19 protein-coding genes are annotated in these 21,739 nt (G+C 71.4%); 3 read left to right on the forward strand and 16 right to left on the reverse strand.

Annotated elements, in window-relative coordinates:
- Window positions 1-62 precede the first annotated feature (62 nt).
- The 4 genes from F6W97_RS35300 to F6W97_RS35315 form a co-directional block, all read right to left on the reverse strand.
- Entirely contained in the window at window positions 63-1,211 is a 1,149-nt protein-coding gene (locus F6W97_RS35300) for a hypothetical protein (RefSeq protein ID WP_155374906.1), read from the reverse strand.
- A 407-nt stretch (window positions 1,212-1,618) separates the two neighbouring features.
- Window positions 1,619-2,119 carry an NUDIX domain-containing protein gene (locus tag F6W97_RS35305; RefSeq protein WP_155374907.1) on the reverse strand — a complete coding sequence of 167 codons (501 nt, stop codon included), beginning with the start codon at window positions 2,117-2,119 and terminating at the stop codon, window positions 1,619-1,621.
- Window positions 2,116-3,987 (reverse strand): translation elongation factor 4, encoded by a 1,872-nt coding sequence (gene lepA / locus F6W97_RS35310; protein ID WP_155374908.1) that lies wholly within the window; start codon window positions 3,985-3,987, stop codon window positions 2,116-2,118. The genes F6W97_RS35305 and lepA overlap by 4 nt, the downstream gene beginning before the upstream one ends.
- Before the next feature lie 159 nt (window positions 3,988-4,146).
- Entirely contained in the window at window positions 4,147-4,713 is a 567-nt protein-coding gene (locus F6W97_RS35315) for a DUF4240 domain-containing protein (RefSeq protein WP_155374909.1), read from the reverse strand.
- A 393-nt stretch (window positions 4,714-5,106) separates the two neighbouring features.
- On the opposite strand from F6W97_RS35315, the gene rpsT reads away from it, so the two are divergent.
- On the forward strand, window positions 5,107-5,373 hold the full coding sequence (gene rpsT / locus F6W97_RS35320) for a 30S ribosomal protein S20 (RefSeq protein WP_155374910.1): 267 nt from the start codon (window positions 5,107-5,109) through the stop codon (window positions 5,371-5,373).
- Window positions 5,374-5,464: 91 nt separating this feature from the next.
- Here rpsT and F6W97_RS41585 read toward each other — a convergent pair whose 3' ends face one another.
- Genes F6W97_RS41585 through F6W97_RS35340 form a run of 4 tightly spaced genes read right to left on the reverse strand, consistent with a single transcriptional unit; the run spans window position 5,465 to window position 10,449 of the window.
- Window positions 5,465-6,235: a hypothetical protein gene (locus tag F6W97_RS41585; RefSeq protein ID WP_407924640.1), complete on the reverse strand. Its 771-nt coding sequence runs from the start codon at window positions 6,233-6,235 to the stop codon at window positions 5,465-5,467.
- The gene (gene holA / locus F6W97_RS35330) at window positions 6,232-7,215 is read right to left on the reverse strand and encodes a DNA polymerase III subunit delta (protein WP_155374962.1); all 984 of its coding nucleotides are present in this window, start codon (window positions 7,213-7,215) and stop codon (window positions 6,232-6,234) included. The genes F6W97_RS41585 and holA overlap by 4 nt, the downstream gene beginning before the upstream one ends.
- Window positions 7,216-7,258: 43 nt before the next feature.
- Entirely contained in the window at window positions 7,259-9,661 is a 2,403-nt protein-coding gene (locus tag F6W97_RS35335; RefSeq protein ID WP_155374911.1) for a ComEC/Rec2 family competence protein, read from the reverse strand.
- On the reverse strand, window positions 9,661-10,449 hold the full coding sequence (locus F6W97_RS35340) for a ComEA family DNA-binding protein (RefSeq protein WP_155374963.1): 789 nt from the start codon (window positions 10,447-10,449) through the stop codon (window positions 9,661-9,663). The genes F6W97_RS35335 and F6W97_RS35340 overlap by 1 nt, the downstream gene beginning before the upstream one ends.
- Window positions 10,450-11,067: 618 nt before the next feature.
- Here F6W97_RS35340 and F6W97_RS35345 point away from each other — a divergent pair.
- On the forward strand, window positions 11,068-13,026 hold the full coding sequence (locus F6W97_RS35345) for a S8 family peptidase (protein WP_230687239.1): 1,959 nt from the start codon (window positions 11,068-11,070) through the stop codon (window positions 13,024-13,026).
- Window positions 13,027-13,085: 59 nt separating this feature from the next.
- Here the strand turns inward: F6W97_RS35345 and F6W97_RS35350 are convergent, their stop codons facing one another.
- From F6W97_RS35350 to pepN, 7 genes are all read right to left on the reverse strand, one after another.
- The gene (locus F6W97_RS35350; protein ID WP_155374913.1) at window positions 13,086-14,024 is read right to left on the reverse strand and encodes a hypothetical protein; all 939 of its coding nucleotides are present in this window, start codon (window positions 14,022-14,024) and stop codon (window positions 13,086-13,088) included.
- A gap of 205 nt (window positions 14,025-14,229) precedes the next feature.
- Window positions 14,230-15,108, reverse strand: a complete 879-nt coding sequence (locus tag F6W97_RS35355) for a DegV family protein (RefSeq protein ID WP_155374914.1) — start codon at window positions 15,106-15,108, stop codon at window positions 14,230-14,232.
- A gap of 17 nt (window positions 15,109-15,125) precedes the next feature.
- The gene (locus F6W97_RS35360) at window positions 15,126-15,560 is read right to left on the reverse strand and encodes a DUF5818 domain-containing protein (protein WP_155374915.1); all 435 of its coding nucleotides are present in this window, start codon (window positions 15,558-15,560) and stop codon (window positions 15,126-15,128) included.
- Window positions 15,561-15,604: 44 nt separating this feature from the next.
- A complete protein-coding gene (locus tag F6W97_RS35365) occupies window positions 15,605-16,204 on the reverse strand; it encodes a histidine phosphatase family protein (protein WP_155374964.1) in 600 nt (199 codons plus the stop codon).
- Between the two features lie 23 nt (window positions 16,205-16,227).
- Complete coding sequence (rsfS, locus tag F6W97_RS35370) at window positions 16,228-16,617, reverse strand: ribosome silencing factor (RefSeq protein ID WP_155374916.1); 390 nt, start codon at window positions 16,615-16,617, stop codon at window positions 16,228-16,230.
- 121 nt (window positions 16,618-16,738) lie between these two features.
- Window positions 16,739-17,323: a nicotinate-nucleotide adenylyltransferase gene (gene nadD / locus F6W97_RS35375; RefSeq protein WP_155374917.1), complete on the reverse strand. Its 585-nt coding sequence runs from the start codon at window positions 17,321-17,323 to the stop codon at window positions 16,739-16,741.
- A gap of 170 nt (window positions 17,324-17,493) precedes the next feature.
- On the reverse strand, window positions 17,494-19,983 hold the full coding sequence (pepN, locus tag F6W97_RS35380; RefSeq protein ID WP_155374918.1) for an aminopeptidase N: 2,490 nt from the start codon (window positions 19,981-19,983) through the stop codon (window positions 17,494-17,496).
- 267 nt (window positions 19,984-20,250) lie between these two features.
- Here pepN and trpS point away from each other — a divergent pair, with 267 nt between their 5' ends.
- Window positions 20,251-21,240 (forward strand): tryptophan--tRNA ligase, encoded by a 990-nt coding sequence (gene trpS, locus F6W97_RS35385; RefSeq protein WP_155374919.1) that lies wholly within the window; start codon window positions 20,251-20,253, stop codon window positions 21,238-21,240.
- On the opposite strand, the gene F6W97_RS35390 is transcribed toward trpS, so the two are convergent.
- Window positions 21,230-21,670, reverse strand: coding sequence for a GNAT family N-acetyltransferase (locus F6W97_RS35390; protein WP_196279464.1), 441 nt, complete (start codon window positions 21,668-21,670; stop codon window positions 21,230-21,232). The genes trpS and F6W97_RS35390 overlap by 11 nt on opposite strands.
- Between the last annotated feature and the right edge of the window lie 69 nt (window positions 21,671-21,739).

The following is a 21,739-nucleotide window of genomic DNA, read 5'->3' on the forward strand; positions in this document are numbered from 1 at the left end:
AGCATTCGAAGGGGCGAGTCGCGCTGGCGCGACCCGCCCCGTCTGCCGTTTCGGACCAGCGATTAGTCGATGACCGTGTTGGCGTTGTAGCAGCTGCCGATGACCGTGTTCGGCGAGGTGATCGGAACCGCCGCGGCGATGATGTTCGAGGAGGTCGAGCCGCAGGACTGCAGCGGCAGGATGTTCAGCGACGTGTTGTCCGCGATCGCGACCAGGCCCTTCGGGCCCTCCTTGTCGATCTTCACGTTGGCGTTCTTGCAGTCACCGATGACGGTGTTCGGCGAGGTGATCGGAACCGCCACGCTGATGATGTCCGGCGAGGTCGAACCGCAGGACTGCAGCGTCGCCGCGAGCACCGAGGTGCCGTTGAGCGCCGAAACCAGGCCGAACGGGTCGACGTCCCACGGGGCGTCCCAGCCGCCGCCACGCGCCTGCGGCGCCACCTTGGCGTTGCTGCGCTTGGCCCACGCGTCGCGGTTCTTCAGCGCGCTGACCTTCTTGACCAGAGCCTGGCGGGCCTGGTCCATGGCCAGCGTCTGGCCGAGCGGCGCGGCCTCGACGCGAGCCGACTCGTTCCAGTGGTTGCCCTCGTTCCAGTCGTCCGAGTCGTTGATCTCGACGTTGCCGTTCTGGCAGTCGCCGATGACCGTGTTGGGCGAGGTGATCGGGATGGTGATACCGACGATCTGACCGTCGGTGGAGCCACAGGACTGGATCGTGGCGATACCCACGGCCGAGTCGTTGGCGACACCGATCAGCGGGTACTTGTCGGTCTGCTTGATCTTGATGTTGCCGTTGGCGCAGGCGACATCGTTCTCGTCCCCGTAGCCGCCGTGGCCGCCAAAGCCCGACACCACGGTGTTCGGCGACGTGATCGGCACCGAGATGCCGACGACGTTGCCGCTGGTGGAGCCACACTGCTGCAGGGCGGCCACGTTGACGACCGAACCGTTGAGCAGGGCGACCAGGGCCTGCGGGTCGACGTCCCACGGCGCGTCCCAGCCGTTGTTGTCGAAGCCACCGCCGCGGGCGAGGTTCAGCTGGTTGGCCCCGACCTGCCGCATCGCGGAGGTCTTGCCTTCGGTGGTGGAGGTGCTGGCGTTCGTCAGCGCAGAGGCGTCCGTGCTGGGCGCCGCAGCGGCAGGAGCCCCCATGATCGCCACTGTAGCGAGAGCGCCCGTGGCGACGACTCCGGCCTTCTTCATCTGCATCGTCACTCCTTGTGCGACTTTGGAACCTGCTTTGCCCTCATATCGGGCGAAAGCGGCAAAACACTGCACTTGGGGTAACGATGGGTAGATTGCCCAGTTACTACGGCTCCAGGCCTTTTGTCAGCAGATCTTGGCCAAGCGGCCAACCCCATCGACCAAACAGCCATAACCCACACGAGCGACAGGCATCCACCTCGCGAGCCGGCCCGCTCACCCACTCTGCCGCAACTCTTAAAGAGTCGCGGCCTCGGCGGACGAGAAATGCCGCAACTCTTTAAGAGTTGCGGCAGGTGGGATGCCTTGCGGCAGGTGGGACGCCTCGCGGCAGGTGGGACGCCTGGCGGATGGGGCGCCTGGCGGCGGGGCGGGGCGGCGGGGGTGCCGACCGGGGACGGGTCAGGGTGCGGTCAGGGGGCGATGGTCGTGGCGGCACGCAGGGCGCGGTCCATGGTGGTGAAGGCCATCGGCGGGGGGTCGGCGAGCGGGAGCCAGGCGGCTTCCGTCGACTCGTCGGGGTCCAGGCGCAGGCGGGCGCCGGGCGGCAGGGTGGCGACGAAGAAGCAGTCCAGGACCGGCAGGCGTTCGCCCTGGAACTCGTAGTCGCCGACATACATGCCGACGAACGCGCCCAGCTCGACGTCGACGCCGAGCTCCTCGCGGGCCTCCCGGCGGGCCGCGTCGGCAGGCTCCTCCCAGGCGTCGCAGAAGCCGCCCGGCGTCTCCCACAGCCCCTGGCGGGGCGGGCGGGCCCGGCGCAGCGCCAGGAACCCGCCGGCGCCGTCCAGCACGATCAGGCTGGCCGTGGGGCGGGCGTTGAGATACTGCTCGTACCCGCATGCCCCGCAGACGGACGGCGGCGCGGCCACCAGGGCCGCGCCGCAGCGGAAGCAGTGTCCCGCGAAGGTCACTTCTTCTTGCCGCCCTCGGGAGCCTCCGAGGTGGACAGCGCGGCGATGAAGGCCTCCTGGGGCACCTCGACCCGGCCGACCATCTTCATGCGCTTCTTGCCTTCCTTCTGCTTCTCCAGCAGCTTGCGCTTACGGCTGATGTCACCGCCGTAGCACTTGGCCAGCACGTCCTTGCGGATGGCGCGGATGGTCTCGCGGGCGATGACCCGGGAACCGATGGCCGCCTGGATCGGCACCTCGAACTGCTGGCGCGGGATCAGCTTCTGCAGCTTCGAGGCGATGGTCGTGCCGTACGCGTAGGCCTTGTCCTTGTGCACGATCGCGCTGAACGCGTCGACCGGCTCGCCCTGCAGCAGGATGTCCACCTTGACCAGCTCGGACGCCTGCTCGCCGCTGGGCTCGTAGTCGAGGCTGGCGTAGCCCTTGGTGCGCGACTTCAGCTGGTCGAAGAAGTCGAAGATGATCTCACCGAGCGGCAGCGTGTAACGCAGCTCGACGCGGTCGGCGGACAGGTAGTCCATGCCCTGCAGCACCCCGCGCCGGCCCTGGCACAGCTCCATCACCGCGCCGACGTACTCGTTGGGCGTCAGCACCGTCGCGCGCGCCACCGGCTCGTACACCTCGGCGACCTTGCCGTGCGGGTACTCGCTCGGGTTGGTGACCGTGATCTCCTTGCCGTCGTCGGTGACCACGCGGTAGACCACGTTCGGCGCGGTGGCGATCAGGTCGAGGCCGAACTCGCGCTCCAGCCGCTCCTGGATGATCTCCAGGTGCAGCAGGCCGAGGAAGCCGCAGCGGAAGCCGAAGCCGAGCGCCGCCGACGTCTCCGGCTCGTACACCAGCGACGCGTCGTTGAGCTTCAGCTTGTCCAGCGCCTCGCGCAGCTCCGGGTAGTCGGACCCGTCCAGCGGGTAGAGACCCGAGTACACCATCGGCTTGGGGTCCTTGTAGCCGCCGAGCGCCTGGGTGGCGGGCCGCGAGTTCAGGGTGACCGTGTCGCCGACCCGGGACTGCCGCACGTCCTTCACACCGGTGATCAGGTAACCGACCTCGCCGACGCTGAGCGACGGCGACTTGATCGGCTCCGGCGAGATGACGCCGATCTCCAGCAGCTCGTGCACCGCGCCGGTGGACATCATCTTGATCCGGTCGCGGGCGTCCAGGCGGCCGTCGATGACCCGGATGTAGGTGACGACACCGCGGTAGACGTCGTACACCGAATCGAAGATCATGGCGCGGGCCGGCGCCTTGGCGTCACCGCCGGTCGGGGCGGGCAGCTGCCGGACGATCTCGTCGAGCAGGTGGGACACGCCGTCACCGGTCTTGCCGGACACCCGCAGGCAGTCCTCGGGCTCGCAGCCGATCAGGTGCGCGAGCTCCTCGGCGTACTTCTCCGGCTGCGCCGCGGGCAGGTCGATCTTGTTGAGCACCGGGATGATGGTGAGGTTGTTCTCCATCGCCAGGTACAGGTTGGCCAGCGTCTGCGCCTCGATGCCCTGGGCGGCGTCCACCAGCAGGATCGCGCCCTCGCAGGCGGCCAGGCTGCGCGAGACCTCGTAGGTGAAGTCCACGTGGCCCGGGGTGTCGATCATGTTGAGCACGACCTGCTCGCCGGTCCGGTCGCCGTCGCGCACGGTCCACGGCAGGCGCACCGCCTGGCTCTTGATGGTGATGCCGCGCTCGCGCTCGATGTCCATCCGGTCGAGGTACTGCGCCCGCATCTGCCGCGGGTCCACCACCTCGGTGATCTGCAACATGCGGTCGGCCAGCGTCGACTTGCCGTGGTCGATGTGGGCGATGATGCAGAAGTTGCGGATGGCGGCCGGGTCAGTGTCGCCGGGCTTGTTAGATCCGAGCAGCGGAGGCACGGTGATCCGTTCTATGAGCGTGAGGCGGAAAGCGGTTCGCTGGCGACGGGCCGCGTTCGGCGTGAGGCGGTCATTGCCGCCCCTATGATCCCACGCCCGCCGACCGTGCCGAAGCGGGCTTCAACGTTACCGCCGCCGAACCGGCGGCAGCACCCTCGTTCAGCAGCGGCAGCCCTCGTTCGCGGGCCAGCCCAGCACCAGCGCGCTCAGCCGGGGCAGCCGGTGCCGCATCTGGTCGTCGTCCTCGAAGTCCCAGTCCTCGCCCGCGGTGGGCGCCTTGGCCACCTCGGGCAGCACCAGCTCGGCCCCGGCGACCTCACGGAAGGCGTCGGCCGCCGCGTACCCGACCAGCTCGGCGAAGATCGCGCTGTCGTCGTCCCACTCCACGGCCTCGACCACGGACGGGTGCCCGGCCAGCGAGTCCGGGTCGGCCAGCGCCGCCTCGTACCACTTTCGACCCGCCGCGATCAGCCCGCTGCGGAAGTCGACGAAGGCGTCGTCGGAGCAGCCGCCGCCGATCAGGTGCGCCGCACCCCACAGGTCGTAGCGGTCGGCGGCGTCGCGCAGCGTCTTGAACCGCGTCGCGAAGGCCGCGATGTCCGGCAGGCTCAGCGCCGACAGCCGCGCGGTCAGCGCCTTCGCCAGCCCGGTGCCGTCCTCGCCGATGTCACCCTCGACGTCCGTACGCGCCTGCTCGATCAGAGCCCAGAACCGCTCGATGTCCACAACAACACAGTCTGCCATCCGGGCCGCGCCCTTCCTCGATCTACGAGCGGGTGTCGCGTCCCGTCACCCGTACGGTCCCCGCGCCGGGTCGGCGGAGTCGGGTCGGGTCGGGTCGGGGGCAAGATCGCTGTTTCGGGTCGGAAAGTGAAGCAGGACCGCACTTTTCGCCCCGAAACAGCGATCATCACCCGCCTACCACGGCGAAACCGGGTAGCGGGCCGGCGGCGGAGCCGTCGCGGTAGGCTGTTGGGGTAGGGCACCGCGACGGGTGTCACGTCGGCCTGTTTTGGTCGGCGCCCAGGCCACCTGGTAACCTGGCACCTCGCGGCTGGTGCTTCGTTGCGCCGGCCCATCTGAACCAGTCAACCGAAACGAGCAGGACGAGGCTGTCGCGTGGCGAACATCAAGTCCCAGATCAAGCGCAACCGGCAGAACGAGAAGGCCCGGCTGCGCAACAAGTCGGTCAAGTCGTCGCTGAAGACCGCTGTCCGCAAGTTCAACGAGGCGACCGTCGCCGGTGACGTCGAGAACGCCACCGCGCTGCTGCGCGACGCCTCGCGCAAGCTGGACAAGGCCGTCAGCAAAGGCGTGATCCACAAGAACCAGGCGGCGAACCGCAAGTCGTCGATCGCCAAGAAGCTGGCTTCGCTCTCTGCCTGATCGTCGCAGTGTGCCTTCGCGGCACCGCCGAGACATCACCTGATGCCCGGTCCCCCAGTGGGAGCCGGGCATCGGTGTATTCCAGCGGGAACTACTCGTAGCGGTATGCCGCCGACTGGCGGGCACGCTGCTCGGCCGTGCCCAGCCACGGCTCCTCGCCGTCCGGCTCGGCCGAGGCCGCATGCCCCGGCGCGCCGTGTCGGGAGTTCCCGGACTGTCCGGCGTAGGTCTCCTGCTCGTCATACCCGTCCTGGGCGTACCCGTACGCGGACTGACCGGCGTAGGTCTCCTGCTCGCCGTATGCGGCCTGACCTGCGTACATCTCCTGCTCGCCGTAACCGGTCCGGCCGGTGTACGAGTCCTGGCCGCCGTTGCCGGAACGAGCGGCGAACCCCTCCGGCTCGCTGTATCCGGGGCGGTTCGCGTACGGGTCGCGCTCGTCACCTGCGGGCCGCTGCGGCGGCACGGTCTCGGGTGGTGGCGCCGTCTCGGCCGGTGCGGCCACGCGCAGCCGCACCGTCGGCTGGGCCGGCGCCCGACGCGTGGCGGACTTCGGCCGGGTCGCCGTGCCCCGCGAGCGGGCCGACGTGCCGCCGGATCGGGTCGTCGCGCCCGCGATCACGTCGTTGAGCTTCACCATCACCGCCACCGAGGCGGGCAGCACGGCCACCGCCCACCAGCCGGTCAACTCGGCCAGTGACAGCAGCACGGCCAGCGCCACGGTGCCCTCGAAGAACAGGAAGCACATCAGGTTGCTGGGGCGCACGTACTGCAGGCCCAGCACCCGGGCGTAGAGCGGCCGGTGGCGTGCCTCTTCAGGGCTGATGCCCCCGGCGCGCCGGGACCTGGTACCCGCGGTCATCGCCCACCTCCCGCCTGCTTGGCCTGCGCGAACGCCACGATGGTGCGTTCGAGCGCGTAGTCGCGATCCTCCTCGCCGCCCTTCACCGCGGCGTTGCAGTCGGCGGCGGCCCGCATCGCGAGCACCAGCGCGTCCGGGGTCCAGCCGCGCGCCTGCCGCTGCGCCTTCTCGATCTTCCAGGCGGGCATGCCGAGCGTCGAGGCCAGCTGGTACGCGTTGCCGCGTCCCGCCGAGGCCACCCGCGCGACGGTGCGCACACCGTCGGCCAGCGCGTCCGCGATCGGCACCGGGTCCACGCCGCTGTGCCGGGCCCAGCGCAGCGCCTCCAGCGCGGCCGGCACGTCCCCGGCGACCGCGGCGTCGGCGACCGCGAACCCGCTCACCTCGGCCTTGCCCCGGTAGTAACGGGCCACCGTGGCCTGGTCGATCCGGCCGCCGGTGTCCGCCATCAGCTGGTTGCAGGCCGCGGCGAGCTCGCGCAGGTCGTTGCCCACGGCCTCGATCAGCGTCTCGGCCGCGTCGGGGGCGCAGCGGCCACCGAGGCGGCGCACCTCCCCCGTGACGAAGTCCACCCGGTCGCGGTGCTTGGTCAGCTTCGCCGCGGGCACCACCGACGCGCCGGCCTTGGTCAGCGAGTCGGCCAGCGCCTTGTTCTTCGCGCCGCCCGCGTGCGCGACGACCAGCGTCACGTCGGGGTCGGGCGACTTCGCGTAGTCCAGCAGCACCGCCGAGACGTCCTTCTTGGCGTCCTGGGCGGCGCGCAGCACCACCACCCGGACCCCGCCGAACAGCGACGGGCTGAGCAGTTCGGCTAGTTCACCGACGAGCATCGCGCCCGTCTCCACCTCGCGGACCTCGGCCGTCGGATCGGCGGCGCGCGCCTGCGCGGCCGCGTCGGCGATCGCGCGCGCGACCAGCAGCTCCTCGTCGCCCAGCACGAGGACCACGGGTGTCAGGACGGGGGGCGGAACCTGGCTCACCACCTCGCTATCGTCGCATGTGCGAACTGGCCGCCGCCCACCGTCACTCCAACGGGCGCGTCGGGAGCACGACGGAAAGCTTCCCGTCGGCGAGCACGACCGCCAGGTCCCCGCTGACGTCGGTGCGCTGCACCCGCGCGCCCCGCCCGGCCAGCCGCGCCAGCACCGACGCGCTCGGATGGCCGTAGTCGTTGCCCTCCCCCACGCTGACCAGCGCGATCCTCGGCGCGACAGCGTCCAGGAAGGACGGTTCCTGAAACGCGCTGCCATGGTGGGCGACCTTGAGCACGTCGGCGGACACGTCCACGCCCGCTCCCAGCAGCGCCTGCTGCCGCTCGGACTCGGCGTCCCCGGTCAGCAGCACCCGTACTCCGCGCACGGTCGCCACGAGCATGAGGGAGTTGTTGTTCGGGTCGCTGCGGGTGCCCCGCTCAGGCGGCGCGGGCAGCACTTCCAGCCGTACGTCGCCGACCGTCCAGCCGCCGGACTCCGGCGCGTCGGACACCGGAACCCGGTGCGCGGCCGCGGCCCGGACGACAGCCTCCCGGCCCATGGCAGGTTCGGGCCATGGTGTGGTGAGCACCGCGCCGACCCGGCGCCCGGCGAGCACGCCGTCCAGCCCGCCGATGTGGTCCACGTGGAAGTGGCTGACCAGCAGCAACGGCACCTCGTCCACGTCCAGCTCGCGCAGGCAGCGGTCGACGTCGCGGGGCTTCGGCCCGGCGTCGACGACCACGGCCGCGCCGTCGCCCGCGTTGAGCACGGTGGCGTCGCCCTGCCCCACGTCACACGCCACGACGAGCCAGTCGTCGGGAGGCCAGCCGCCGGTGAGCACCCGCACCGGCAGCGCGCCGAGGACCGCCGCCAGCGCGATGACGGCGGCCAGCCGACGTACCGCGGGACGCCGGAAACCGATCATGAGCAGCACGGTCAGCCCGGCCAGCAGCAGCGCTCCCGGCGGCCCGCCCGGCCACGGCAGCACACCCGCGGGCACCTCGGCACCCACTCTCGCGACCGTGACCAGCCACCAGGCGGGCCAGCTGCCGAGCCAGGCGGCGAACTCGGCCCCGGCCGGCCACACCGGTGACAGCAGCGCGGCGGCCACGCCGGTGACGGTCGCGGGCGCGATCGCGGGCACCGCGACCAGATTCGCCGGCACGGCGACCAGGCTCAGCGTGCCGCTGATGCCCGCGACCACCGGGGCGCAGGCCAGCTGCGCGGCGGCGGGCACGGCCAGCGCCTCAGCGGCGCCCGCCGGGACCCTCCGGCGGCGCAGCGCGTCGCGCATCGGCGGCGCGAGCAGCAGCAGCCCGGCGGTCGCGAGCACCGACAGCGCGAACCCCGCGTCGGCGGCCAGCTCGGGATCGGCCATCAGCAGGATCGCCGCACCCGCCGACAGCGCGGGCAGCGCCGCCCGGGACCGGCCGGACGCGAGCGCCAGCAGCGCGATCCCACCCATCACCGCGGCCCGCAGCACGCTCGGCGACGGCCGCGCCAGGATCACGAACCCGACCACGGACAGCGCGCACACCACCGCGATCAGCCGTGGCCCGGCTCGGCTGAAGCGGGCCAGCAGCAGCACTGCCCCGGTGACGATTGCTACGTTACTGCCCGAAACAGCTGTTAGATGGGTCATCCCGGTGTCCCTAAAGGACTGTTCGACCGCCGGGTCGAGGCGGCTGGTGTCACCCACCACGAGACCCGGCAGCAGCCCGCCCGTAGCCGCGTCCAGCGGCGCGCAGGCCCGCTGCAACCCCGCACGCAGCCCACCTGCCGCGCGCTGCGTCCACGACGCCTCACCCAGCAGTTCCGGCGGCCGCTCGGTGGACAGCACCGCCGCCCGCAGGTCACCGCCCCGGGACGGCCCGAACCGCGCGGGCACCCGCACCCGCTGCCCCGGCAGCAGCCCCGCCCAACCGTCCCCACTGGCCAACACCAGCACCCCGACATCGGTACGCAGGTCGCCCGCCTGCTCCAGGTCCGCCCCCACCACCCAGGTCGCGGGCCGCCCGACCACCCCGGGCGACCGGTGCGGATCATCCCGCATGGTGAGCACCACAGTCGTCGAGACGTGCCCGTCCACCAGCGCGACGATCTCCGCCGCATCCCGCGCCGCCAGCCGCGCCCCGGTCGCCGCCGCACCACACAGCACCCCGAGAAAAATCCCGGCCACGATCCACCGCCACGAGCCACGCCACGCCTCGCTCGCAGTTTCGGGGAAACTGCGCGAAACGTGGTCGTCGTTCGTGCAGTTTCCCCGAAACTGCAGACCGAAGCGGCGGCGCACCCGCCGTGAGACGTGGTCGCGGGCGAAGAGCAGGGCGGTGCCGAGTGCACCGACGGCACCGAGGACCAGAGTGACGCCGAGGCCGGTGAACAGCGCGGTGAGCGATGCCGCCCAGCAGCCCAGGGCGAACGGGGCCAGCCGCAGGTCGGGACCGTCCATCAGACCGTGACCAGGTCCTTGAGCTGGGCGTACTTCGACTCCCCGATGCCTTCGACCTGGCGCAGGTCGCCGACGCTGCGGAAGTCTCCATGCCGGGCCCGGTGGTCCAGGATGCGTTGTGCCAGCACGGGGCCCACCCCCGGCAGCGCGTCGAGCTGAGCGAGAGTCGCGGTGTTCAGGTTCACCGGTCCTGCACCCGGCCCTGTCCCGGCGGCCGGACCGTCCGCGGCGGCCACGCCCGGCACCCCGATCGCGATCAGCTCGCCGTCGGTGACCTTGCGGGCCAGGTTCACCGCGGACAGGTCGGTGTCAGGCAGCACCCCGCCCGCCGCCTCGACCGCGTCCGCGACCCGGGCACCCGCAGGCAGCATGACCAGGCCCGGCTTGCGAACCCGCCCGGTCACCGCCACGACCAGCAGCGTCGGCGACGGCGACGCGACCGGTCGGCCCGACTCCGCGACCGGCACCGGCACGGGTTCGGGCACAGGCTCGACGGACGGGCGCGCCTGCCAGGCCAGGTATGCCGCACCCGCAACCACCAGCGCGGCGACGGCTGCCAGTGCCCGCAGCCCGCGCCTCCCAGGATCGAACGCCGCCCGGCCCGGCAGCGCGCTCGGCGATTCGCCCACCACCGGAACACCTTCCGCATCCGGTAGCGCGCGACCCGGGAAAGCGGTCGGGACGGCGGCGTTCGGCACGACTTCGGTGGCGGCGGTGGAGTGCGCCGGGAGCACGCCACGCGACGTGGCCACTGGCAGCACGGCTTCAGCGGCGGTCGCGGGGTGCATCGGGAGCACGCCGTGCGACGTCGCCACCGGCAGCACACCGTGGACGACCGCCGCCGGCGGCTTGGCCACCCGCGGCGCGCCAGACGGCGACAGGACATGGGTGTGCGGGTCGCCCGAGGCGGTCGGGTCCAGCGGCAACAACTGGCGAGCGGGCCGGGACAGCGCGAAATCGGGCAGGACGTCGAGGAACGGCGCGTCCAGGAGGTCCGGCCAGGGCGGCGACGCGCTGGCCGGGGTGAGTACGCGGTGCAGCCGGCCGAGGTCGGCCTCGGCGGGCGGCGGCTTACGGAACGGGGACGACGGCACGGGGCCACGGTAGGGGCGGGCGCGCGGTGGGCGTACGCCTCAATTCTTGTGCCTGTGGACGACGGGCCGGTTGTGGACAACCGCCTGATCAAGGCCCTGGTGTGTTATGGCCGCAGCAGGGGCGAGTATTCGTCCGATCACGACTGCCGGTGTCACGCCACCTCAATAAACAGTTTTGACGTTACGAATCATCGATCGCTGTTAACCGCACTGCCGCAACGGATTCATCTGCTCCTAGGTTCTGCGTCACCCCTTCGCGGTCGGCGTCATCGGGACCCGGCCGCGGGGTGGGATCTCTGGGAGGAGAGAACCTTGCGGCATCGAGTTTCCGCCCTGGGCTTCGCGATCATCGTCGCGTTCGCCGGGGCGCTCGGCTCCGGTGGGCCGGCAAACGCCGCCCCCGCCGGCGCTGAGGCCAGCATCCTGTACGCCGACAGCCCGGGTGCGGTCGCCGACCGCTACATCGTGGTGTTCAAGGACTCCGCGGTGCCCGCGAGCACCGTCGGCACCAAGGCACGTGACCTGGCCGGCCGCTTCGGCGGCAAGACGCGCCACGTCTACACCGCCGGTCTGCGCGGCTTCTCGGTCGGCATGACCGCGGCGCAGGCGCGCAAGCTGGCCGCCGACCCCGCGGTCGCCTCCGTCGAGGCGGTGCAGCGCATCGGCATCCTGGACACCCAGAACAATCCCCCGAACTGGGGCGACGACCGCATCGACCAGGCGAACCTGCCACTGAACCAGGCGTACACGTACCCCACCAACCCGGGTCAGGGGGTGACGGTCTATGTGCTCGACACCGGCATCAACGCCAACCACGTCGAGTTCACCGGCCGCGTCAAGCAGGGCACGGACATGGTGGACGACGACAGCACGCCGACGGACTGCCACGGACACGGCACGCACGTGGCCGGCACCGCCGTGGGCACCAGCTACGGCGTGGCCAAGAAGGCCTCCGTGGCATCCGTCCGGGTGCTGAACTGCCAGGGCAGCGGCACCAACGACGACCTCATCGCGGGCATCAACTGGGTGCGCACCAACGCCCAGAAGCCGGCCGTGGTGAACTACAGCATCGGCTGCCAGAGCCGCTGCACCAGCCAGGCCATGGACAGCGCCGTGTCGAGCCTCATCTCGTCGGGCGTGCAGTTCGTCCAGGCGGCGGGCAACTCCTCCGACGACGCCTGCTACTACAGCCCGCAGGCCGTCGCCGCGGCGGTCACCGTCGGCAACACCAGCAGCAACGACGCCCGCAACAGCAGCAGCAACTACGGCTCCTGCCTGGACATCTTCGCGCCGGGCACGAGCATCGTGTCGGCGTCGTACTCCAGCAACACCGGCACCGCCACGATGACCGGCACCTCGATGGCCTCGCCGCACACGGCCGGCGCCGCCGCGGTGTACCTGGGCCTGAACCCCAACGCCACGCCCGCCCAGGTGCGGGACGCGCTGGTGAACAACGCCACCACGGGCAAGGTCACCTCGCCGGGGACGGGTTCGCCGAACCGGCTGCTCTACACGGGCTTCATGAACGGCGGGACCAACCCCAACAACCCGTCGGTCACCAACCCGGGTAACAAGAGCGGCGTGGTCGGGCAGTCGGCCAGCCTCCAGATGCAGGCTTCCGGCGGCACGTCGCCGTACACCTGGAGCGCCTCGGGCCTGCCGGCCGGGCTGTCGATCAGCTCGTCCAGCGGCCTGATCTCGGGCACCCCGACCACCGCGGGCACCTCGAACGTCACGGTGACGGTCACCGACTCGGCGAGCAAGACCGGGTCGACGAACTTCACCTGGACGATCACCACCGGTGGCGGCGGCTGCACCGCGGCGCAGGTCGTCGGCAACGCCGGCTTCGAGAGCGGCACCACGCCGTGGACGGCCGACACGGGCGTCGTCGGCGCCTGGGCGGGCTCGGGCTACCCGGGCAAGACCGGCACCCGCAGCGCGTGGCTGGGCGGCCAGGGCCAGACCCAGACCGACTGGGTACAGCAGTCGGTGACGATCCCGGCCGGCTGCACCAGCGCCACGCTGCGCTACTGGGTGCGCATCACCACCGCCGAGACCGACGGACAGGTCTGGGACCGGCTGACGGTGACCATGGGCAGCACGACCGTGGCCACCGCCACCAACCTCGACGCCAACTCCGCCTACGTGGAGAAGGTCGTCAACGTGGGCCAGTTCGCCGGGCAGACGGTGACGCTGAAGTTCAACGGCGTCGAGGACCAGTCGCTGCAGACCAGCTGGGTCATCGACGATGTGACCATCAACGTCTCCTGACCAGGGGACGGGGACGGGGGGAACGAGCGGCCGGGCATCTCACGACGATGCCCGGCCGTTCATTCCCACTCCCAGCGCATGCCGACGATGCCCGGCGGGATGTCCGCCGCGACCAGGTGCGCACCGTGCGTCGAGCCGATCCACACCTCGCGTACGCCCTGGTCGGGGGCGTGCAGGCCGCGCCGCTCGAAGCGGTAGCAGCGGGCCGGCACCGCGTCGCGGTCGAACTGCACCTGCAGCACGTACTCCCCGACCGGCACCGAGAAGCCGCGGTAGTAGTTGTCGGTGGCGACCAGCGAGCCGCTCTCGAACTCGTACTCGACGACGACGGTGTCGCCCTGCGAGAGCATCCGGTCGAAAATGATCTCGGCGGCCTGCAGGCCCGATTCCGGATCCGAGCGCACCCGGCCCAGCCGGCAGTTGCGCAGGGCGTGCACGCCGGTGGGCGCGCCCAGGTCGTCGGTGCGGAAGATGCCGACGGTGCGCGACACCCGGTCCACGTTGGCCCGCAACACCTGGCGGCAGTTGAGCCGCAGCTCCTGACGCTGCGCCCCCACCTGGTACAGGTCGTGCAGGCTGATCCGGGTGAGCTCGTGATAGGTCCACCGGTCCAGCTCACGGATGATCTTCGAGACGCTGTTGCCGTCCTCGAAGAGCCGGTCGATGTCGATGGTCCCCGGCGGCTGGTTGAGCCAGCGGCCGCGGGGCCGGCGCGGGCCGAGCTGGGCGATGAGCGATTCGGCGGGCAGTGACAGGATCTGTTCCAGCATCCGCACGGCCTTCATGGACTCGGGACGCTCGGGACGGCTGCGACCGCGCCGCCAGTAGCTGAGGGTGGCCAGGCTGACGCTGATGCCGGCGGCGGACAGTTTCTCCTGGATCTCCTCCGGCCGGATGCCCCGGTCCTCGATGGCCAGGTGCAGGGCGGCGGAGAACGGGCCGGTACGCAGCGCATGCGCCAGGTCCCGGCCGAGAAGTTCAGAACGAGCCTTCTCCATGAACGCTGAGTATCGACACTCCCCCGCCCAGGCGCTACCCATCCGGGCCACGCGATGCGCCCCACCCCTCGCCCGCTATAGACGTTGGCCTATCTGGATGAGTTTTCTGCGATCGAAGTCATCCAGATAGGCCGACGTCTATGAAAGGCACGAGCCGTGAGCCACCGGCCACAGGCCGCGAACCGCGCCGACCGCGCGGGGCGGGTCAGAGCTGGTCGTCGAGGAGGGACTGGGCCGCCTCGGGGAGGCGGTGCACGACGACACCGGCCAGGCCGGGGCCGACATGCGCGGCCACCACGGCACCGACCTCGCTGGTGTACAGCTCACACAGCCGGTCGCCAAGACGTTCACGCAGCGCCCCCGCGATCCACTCGGCCCGCTCCGCGGCAGCCAGGTGGTGCACGGCCACCTCGACGGGCCCGTCACCGGCCGCCTCCAGCGCGAGCGCGACCAGCCGGTCCAGCGCACGGGCGGCGGTGCGCACCTTGTCGCGCATGGTGATGCCGCCCGCGGAGACCTCCAGCAGGGGCTTGACCGCCAGCGCGGTGCCCAGCAGGGCGGAGGCGGCGTTGATGCGGCCACCGCGGCGCAGGTGCTCCAGCGTGTCCACGTAGAAGAAGGTGCTGGTGCGTTCGATGGTGTGCAGGGCCGCGTCGCGTACCCCCGCCAGGTCTTCGCCCTGCGCCGCGGCCCGCACCGCGGCCAGGGCAGGGAAGCCCACGCCCATCGCGGCCGAGCAGGAGTCGATCACCTCGACGGGCCCGGCCGCCTCGCCGGCCGCGGTCGACGCGGCCCCGAGCGTGCCGGACAGCGCACCGGCCAGGTGCACCGAGACGATGCCGTCCACCCCGGTCGCGAACAGCTTGTCGTAGACCTGGGCGAACTCGGCCGGGGTGGGCTGGGAGGTGGTCACCGCGACCCGGCGGGCGGCCAGCGCGACGGCGACCTCGGCCGGGCTGACCTCGACACCTTCCCGGCCGGACACGCCGCCGAGCACGACGTGCAGCGGCACGACGGTCAGCGACCCGTCCGCGACGGTGGCGGGCAGGTAGGCAGTGGAGTCGGTGACGACCGCTACGGACATGCGGGCACGTTAACCGGTCACGACGACTGCGCCGAGATGACCTCGAGCACAGGGCCCATCTGGCAGATCGTCATGACGTCGTCGCGCAGCCGGCCGCGGATCGACACGGTGGCGCCGGGCTTGACGATGTTCGGGTCACCGCCCATCAGCTGGTACGTGGTGCCGGTGTCGGCGCGCAGCACGGTGCAGCCGCCCTCCAGCTCCACCCGCTCGACCCGGCCGCGCACCGAGATGACCTGGCCGTCCTTGGCGGGCGGCGGCACCACGGGGCCGGACATGCTCGGCTTCGGCTTGCCACCCGGGCTGACGGGCGGCACGGCGGAGGCCGACGGTTGCGGGGTCACGGAACTGCCCACCTCCGGCTCCTCGGTCGGGGCGCAGGCCGTGAGCAGGAGACCGCCCAGCAGCGCGCCGGTCAGCAACAGATGAGTGAGGGGGCTTCGCGTGGTCATGTCAGTTCGGACGCTACCGCCCTGGCGCAAGTTGCGCGAGTGGGTCACACGCCGACGTTGTACGCCGACAGCCGCCACCCGTACGACGACTGCAGGATCAGGTCGACCCAGTGGCAGTTCTGCACCGGCGCGACCGTCGGCAGCATCTCCTCGGGCCAGCCCAGCAGCGCGGCCACCCCGTACTTGATGGCGCCGCCGTGACTGACCAGGACCGTGGTGGCCCCGGGTGCCCGCTCGGCGGCCTGCCGGATCGTCTCGCTGACCCGCTTGCCCAGGTCGGGCAGCGACTCGACGCCGTCGCCCGGATCCGGGTCAGCGGCGCGCCAGCGGGCGTACGAGTCCGGGAAGCGCTCGCGCACCTCCGGGGTGGTCAGCCCCTGCCAGGAGCCGAAGTGCCGCTCGCGCAGCCGGGCGTCGCGCTCGGGCGTGAGCCCGGTCAGCTCGGCCAGCGGCGCGGCGGTCATCGTGCAACGGCTCAGGTCGCTGGTGATCATGCGCGAGGCCCCGCTGCGCGCGAGCATCACGGCCGCGGCCTGGGCCTGCGCCCGGCCGCGGTCGTTGACCGGCACGTCCAGCTGTCCCTGGACCCGCTGCTCGGCGTTCCAGTCGGTGTTGCCGTGCCGCCACAGCAGGACGCGAGTGATCGCCTCCTGCCCCCTTTCCAGGCTCACGCAGCGTCCTGGGTGGCCAGGTCCCGGTCGACGAACTCGATCCGGGCGCAGTCCTTCCAGAGCCGGTCGAGGGCGTAGAACTCGCGCTCCTCGCTGTGCTGGATGTGCACGACGATGTCGCCGAAGTCGAGCAGCACCCAGCGGCCGGCCCGCTCGCCTTCGCGGCGGATCGGCTTGGCCTTCTCGGGCAGCTGCATCAGGGCGTCTTCGACAGCGTCGACGATGGCCAGGACCTGGCGCTCGTTCGGAGCGGAGGCGACCACGAAGACGTCGGTGAGGACGAGCTGCTCGCCCACGTCCATCAGGACGATGTCCTCGGCCTTCTTGTCGGCGGCCGCCTGCGCGGCGGCCAGGGCCATCTCGACGGCACGCTCGGTTGCGGGCACCTTGGTCCTTTCGTCGGTGGCCTGTCCGCGATGCTCGCGATCAGGCTCAGCATCCAGAGTCTCACAAGGATTACCCGGTACGCCGCCGAGATAGTCACGCGGTGGGCCCGGACACCCGGAATCAACGGTATAGATGCCGCTTTGTGATGTATTGCACTACCCCGTCCGGTACCAGGTACCACACCGGCTGGCCCGACGCGACGCGCCGGCGGCAGTCCGTCGACGAGATCGCCATGGCCGGCACCTGGACCAGGCTCACCACGTCGGCGGGCAGGTGCGCGTCGGTGAGCATGAACCCCGGACGGGTGACCCCCACGAAGTGGGCCAGCTCGAACAGCTGGTCCGCGTCCTTCCAAGAGAGGATCCTGGAGAGCGCGTCGGCACCGGTGATGAAGAACAGCTCGGTCTTCTCGCCGTACTGGTCGCGCAGCTCGCGCAGCGTGTCGACCGTGTACGTCGGCCCGACCCGGTCGACGTCGACCCGGCTCACGCTGAACCGCGGATTGGACGCGGTCGCGATGACGGTCATCAGATAGCGGTCCTCTGCCGGGGTGACCGCGTGCTCGGTCTTCTGCCACGGCTGTCCCGTCGGCACGAAGACGACCTCGTCGAGCGCGTACCGGTCAGCCACCTCGCTGGCCGCGACGAGGTGACCGTGGTGGATGGGGTCGAAGGTTCCGCCCATGATCCCGATACGTGTCGCCACGCGCCGATTCTATGCCCGCTCGTCCGACGTCCCGGTTGTTCATAGACGTTGGCCTATCTGGATGACTTTTCGGCGATCGGAGTCATCCAGATAGGCCGACGTCTACGTAAGGCGGGGACTCAGACGCGCGTCCCGCCGAGCGGTTCGGCGGGACGCGGTCGCGGGGCAGGTCAGGCGGTCTGCTGGGCGCGCAGGGCGCGGGCCAGGTCGTCCGTCTCGTCCGCCAGCGCGCGGCGCAGCAGCGGGTGCATGTCCCCGGCCAGCGCCGACCGGGCGGCGGCCACTGTGTCCTCCGACACGGCGTACACCGGATAGGTCGCCTTCGCCAGGTGCGCGAGCAGGTCGCCGGAACGGCCCTGCGAGCGCGGCAGCTCGGCGAAGTACCGGGCCACCAGCGGGGCGGTCAGCTCGGCGTGCTCGGGCTGCCACAGGCCCGCGCCGGCCGCGGCCGCGATCCGGTTGGACTGGCCCTGCTCGGTGACGACCAGATCGAACGCCTGCTCCTTCGCAGCCGGGTCGGGGCGGCAGGCCCGCACCCGTACGGCCTCCTGCTCGCCCTTGTCGCTCGGGTCCCGCTGCAGCTCGCCGTCGATCTCGTCCTCGGTGACGTCGCCGAGGACCGCCAGCCGGCCCAGGATCGCCCAGCGCAGCTCGGCGTCGACCGCCAGCCCCGCGGGCACGTCCGCGCCGGTCAGCCAGCCGCGCAGCACGGCCCGGTCGGCGTCGGCGGCGGTGGAGATGAGTGTGCGCGCCGCGGCGAGCTGGTGGCCGCTGCCCGGGGCGGCGGTGGCCAGCAGGGTCTTGGCCGCGCCGGCGAGCGCCTCGCGGGCCGCCGCCTGCCGGTCCGCGGGCACCATGCGGCTGGCCGCGTACCGGGCCAGTCCGAAGATCGACTCCACGATGGTGACGTCGGGCTCGGCGGGCAGCGCCGCTGCGGCCAGCTCGACGAGCTCCGTGGCGGGCCACTCGGCGTCGCGCACGGCGTCCCAGGCGCTGTTCCACCACAGCGAGCGCGACAGCGAGTCGGGCTGCTCGGCCAGCAGCGCGGGCAGCTCGGCCCGGGTGCGCTCGTCCAGCCGGATCTTGGCGAAGGTGAGGTCGCCGTCGTTGACCAGCAGGCCGCGGCCGCGTACGCCGGACAGCTGCGGCACCGGGGTGAGCGCGCCGGTGACCTCGATCTCGGTGTGCTGCCAGGCGCCGTGCTCGTCGAACCAGCCCAGGCCGATCCGGTGCGGGCGCAGCGTCGGGTACTGCTCGGACGCGGTCTGCTCGACCGTGACCGAGGCGTACGAGCCGTCGGCCGCCCACTCGACGACCGGGCGCAGCGTGTTCACCTGCGGGGTGCGCAGCCACGCCTGCGCCCAGGCGTCCAGGTCCCGCCCGCTGGCCAGCGACAGCGCGCCGAGCAGGTCGGCCAGGGTGGCGTTGCCCCAGGCGTGCTTGTCGAAGTGCGCCCGCAGGCCGGTCAGGAACGCCTCGTCGCCGATGAACGCGACCAGCTGCCGCAGCGCGGAGCAGCCCTTGGCGTAGGAGATGCCGTCGAAGTTGGCGAACGCCGCGTCGGTGTCGGCCACCTCGGTGGGCGCGATCGGGTGCGTCGAGGGGCGCTGGTCGGCGGCGTACCCCCAGGCCTTGCGGCCGACGCCGAAGCGGGTCCAGGACTGGGGCCACGGGGTGACCTCGCCGACCAGCCGGTAGCCCATGTAGGTGGCGAACGACTCGTTCAGCCACAGGTCGTCCCACCAGCGCATGGTCACCAGGTCGCCGAACCACATGTGGGCCATCTCGTGGGCGATGATGGCGGCCCGCTCCAGCCGCTCGGTGTCGGTCACCGCTGCCCGGAACAGCAGCTCGTCGCGGAACACCACGCAGCCGGGGAACTCCATCGCGCCCCAGCTGAACTCGGGCACGAACGCCTGGTCGTACTTGCCGAACGGGTACCGCACGCCGAACAGCTCGTGGTAGCGGTCCAGGAACGCCTTGGTCAGCGAGAGGATCTCGGGCGCGTCGCGCTCCAGCACCTCGGCGTAGCTGGCGCGCGCGTACACGCCCAGCGGGATGCCGTCATGGCTGTCGGTCACCGCGACGTAAGGACCCGCCACGAACGTGATCAGGTAGGTCGCCACGGGCTTGGTGGCGGGGAACTCCCAGCGGCCCGGGGCGGTCTGCACGCCCTCCGCGTTGGCCCGGACCAGCCAGGACGGGTCGACGGTGACGGACAGGGTCACCGGCGCCTTGAGGTCGGGCTGGTCGAAGCAGGCCATGAAGCGCGGCGCGTCGGTGATCGAGGGCTGCGCGTACACGTAGACCTGCTTGTCGGTCGGGTCCGTGAAGCGGTGCACGCCCTCGCTGGTGCGGGTGTAGGCGTACTCCCCGGTCACCACGACGGTGTTGTCCGCGGCGAGGTCCGCCAGCCGCAGCCGGCCCTCGGCGTACGCGTCGGCGGGCAGCGCGACGCCGTTGAGGGTGGCGCCGACCAGACGCTCCGGCCTCGCCTCCAGGAAGGTCTCGGCGCCGGGGTCGGCGGTGAAGCGGACGGTGGTGACCGAGCGGAAGAGTTCGTCTCCCGTGGTCAGCTCCACGTCCAGGGCGTACGCGAGGTCCCGGACGGTGGCGGCCCGCGCGACGGCTTCGAGGTGGCTGAGGCAACGATGCGACATGACGCCCATCCTGCCTGACGGCAGCGGGTGGTGAACGGCCGGTAACCCCTTACGCTCAGCAACGTTCTTGCCGATCAAGGCGGGTGCGGGGATACTTGTCGCCATGCGGACGACGAGCACCATGTGGCGGCTGCCCTGACGGGCGGCCCGCTTCCGCGAACCCAGTAGACGACCCAGGCCGCCCCTCCGGGCGGCCTTCTTCGTGCACGGCTCATGCCGTGCGCCGAGGTCTCCGGACGGGGTGGCCCGACTCCCGAGGAGACCGACATGACCATCGCCCCGACCCGCGTCCGCGCCCGCCGGTTGTCCGCCTGCAAGCCCACCGGGCACCTGCAGCTCGGCAACCTGTTCGGCATGATCGCGCCGCTGGTGGCCGGCCAGGACGACAGCGAGACCATCACCATGCTCGCCGACCTGCACTCGCTGACCGTCGAGCACGACCCCGCCGCGGTACGCACGCTGACCCTGGAACAGGCCGCGGTGCTGCTCGCCGCCGGGGTCGACCCGGAGCGCTGCACCCTCTACGTCCAATCCCACCTGCCCGAGCACACCCAACTGCACTACCTGCTCGAATGCGCCACCGGCTACGGCGAGGCGCAGCGCATGGTCGCGTTCAAGGAGAAGGCGGCACGGGCCGAGCAGGTGCGGCTCAGCCTGCTCACCTATCCGGTGCTGATGGCGGCCGACATCCTGCTGCACGACACCGAGCAGGTGCCGGTCGGCGACGACCAGATGCAGCACGTCGAGCTGGCCCGCGCCGTCGCGAACCGGTTCAACGGCCGCTACGGCCCGACCTTCACGGTGCCGGCGGCGGTGCCCGCCCCGGTCGCCGCGCGGGTGATGGACCTGGCCGACCCGACCGCGAAGATGGGCAAGACCAATGTGGTCGGCGCCGGGGTGATCAGCATCCTCGACGCACCCGACGTGGTGCGCCGCAAGGTGATGCGCGCGGTCACCGACAGCGGGAGCACGGTGCGCCGGGACCGGGAGAACCAGCCCGGTGTGACCAACCTGCTGGAGATCTACCAGGCCTGCACCGGATCCACCGGACACTTCGCCTCGTACGGGCAGCTCAAGCGGGAGACCGCGGAGGCCGTGGTCGCGGTGCTGACGCCGATCCAGGAGCGCTACGAGACGCTGCGCCGACGGCCGGAGACGGTCGAGCGGGTGCTGCGCGAGGGCGCGTTGCGGGCACGCCCGCGGGCCGCCGCGACGTTGCGGCGAGCCGGCGCGGCGATAGGACTCGTCAGCTTCTGAGGAGCTTCTTCACGAAGCAGACCGAGTAGGGGTTGTCTATGTACCTGCCGTACGGCTCGGTCCGCTGGTAACCGGACGACTCGTACAGCGCGATCGCCTCAGGCTGGTTCACGCCGGTCTCGAGGATGATCGAGTCCCAGCCCTGGGCGGTGGCCCGTCGTTCGATTGCCGCGAGGATGCGGCGGGCCACCCCGGCGCGGCGATGCGCCGGCATTACGTACATCCGCCTGATCTCTCCGACACCCGGGCCGGAGGCCACGATCGCGCCGCAGCCGACGGGCCTGCCCAGCACGTACGCCACGACGAAACGGGCGTGCGGGTCGAGGGGCGAGCGGGTGGTGCCCGGATACCGCGTGAAGAGTTCGTCCTCAGCGGCGAGCACGAGCGCGGTGACATCAGGGTGGGTGATCTCACGGTGCTGGATCAACACCGTCAGGACGCTAGACAGGGCATGTTTCCGCGTTGTTTCACAAACCGCACAGCGAGGCCGTACACGGTG

The sequence above is a fragment of the Catellatospora vulcania genome (genome assembly GCF_009720385.1).
Taxonomy (GTDB): domain Bacteria; phylum Actinomycetota; class Actinomycetes; order Mycobacteriales; family Micromonosporaceae; genus Catellatospora; species Catellatospora vulcania.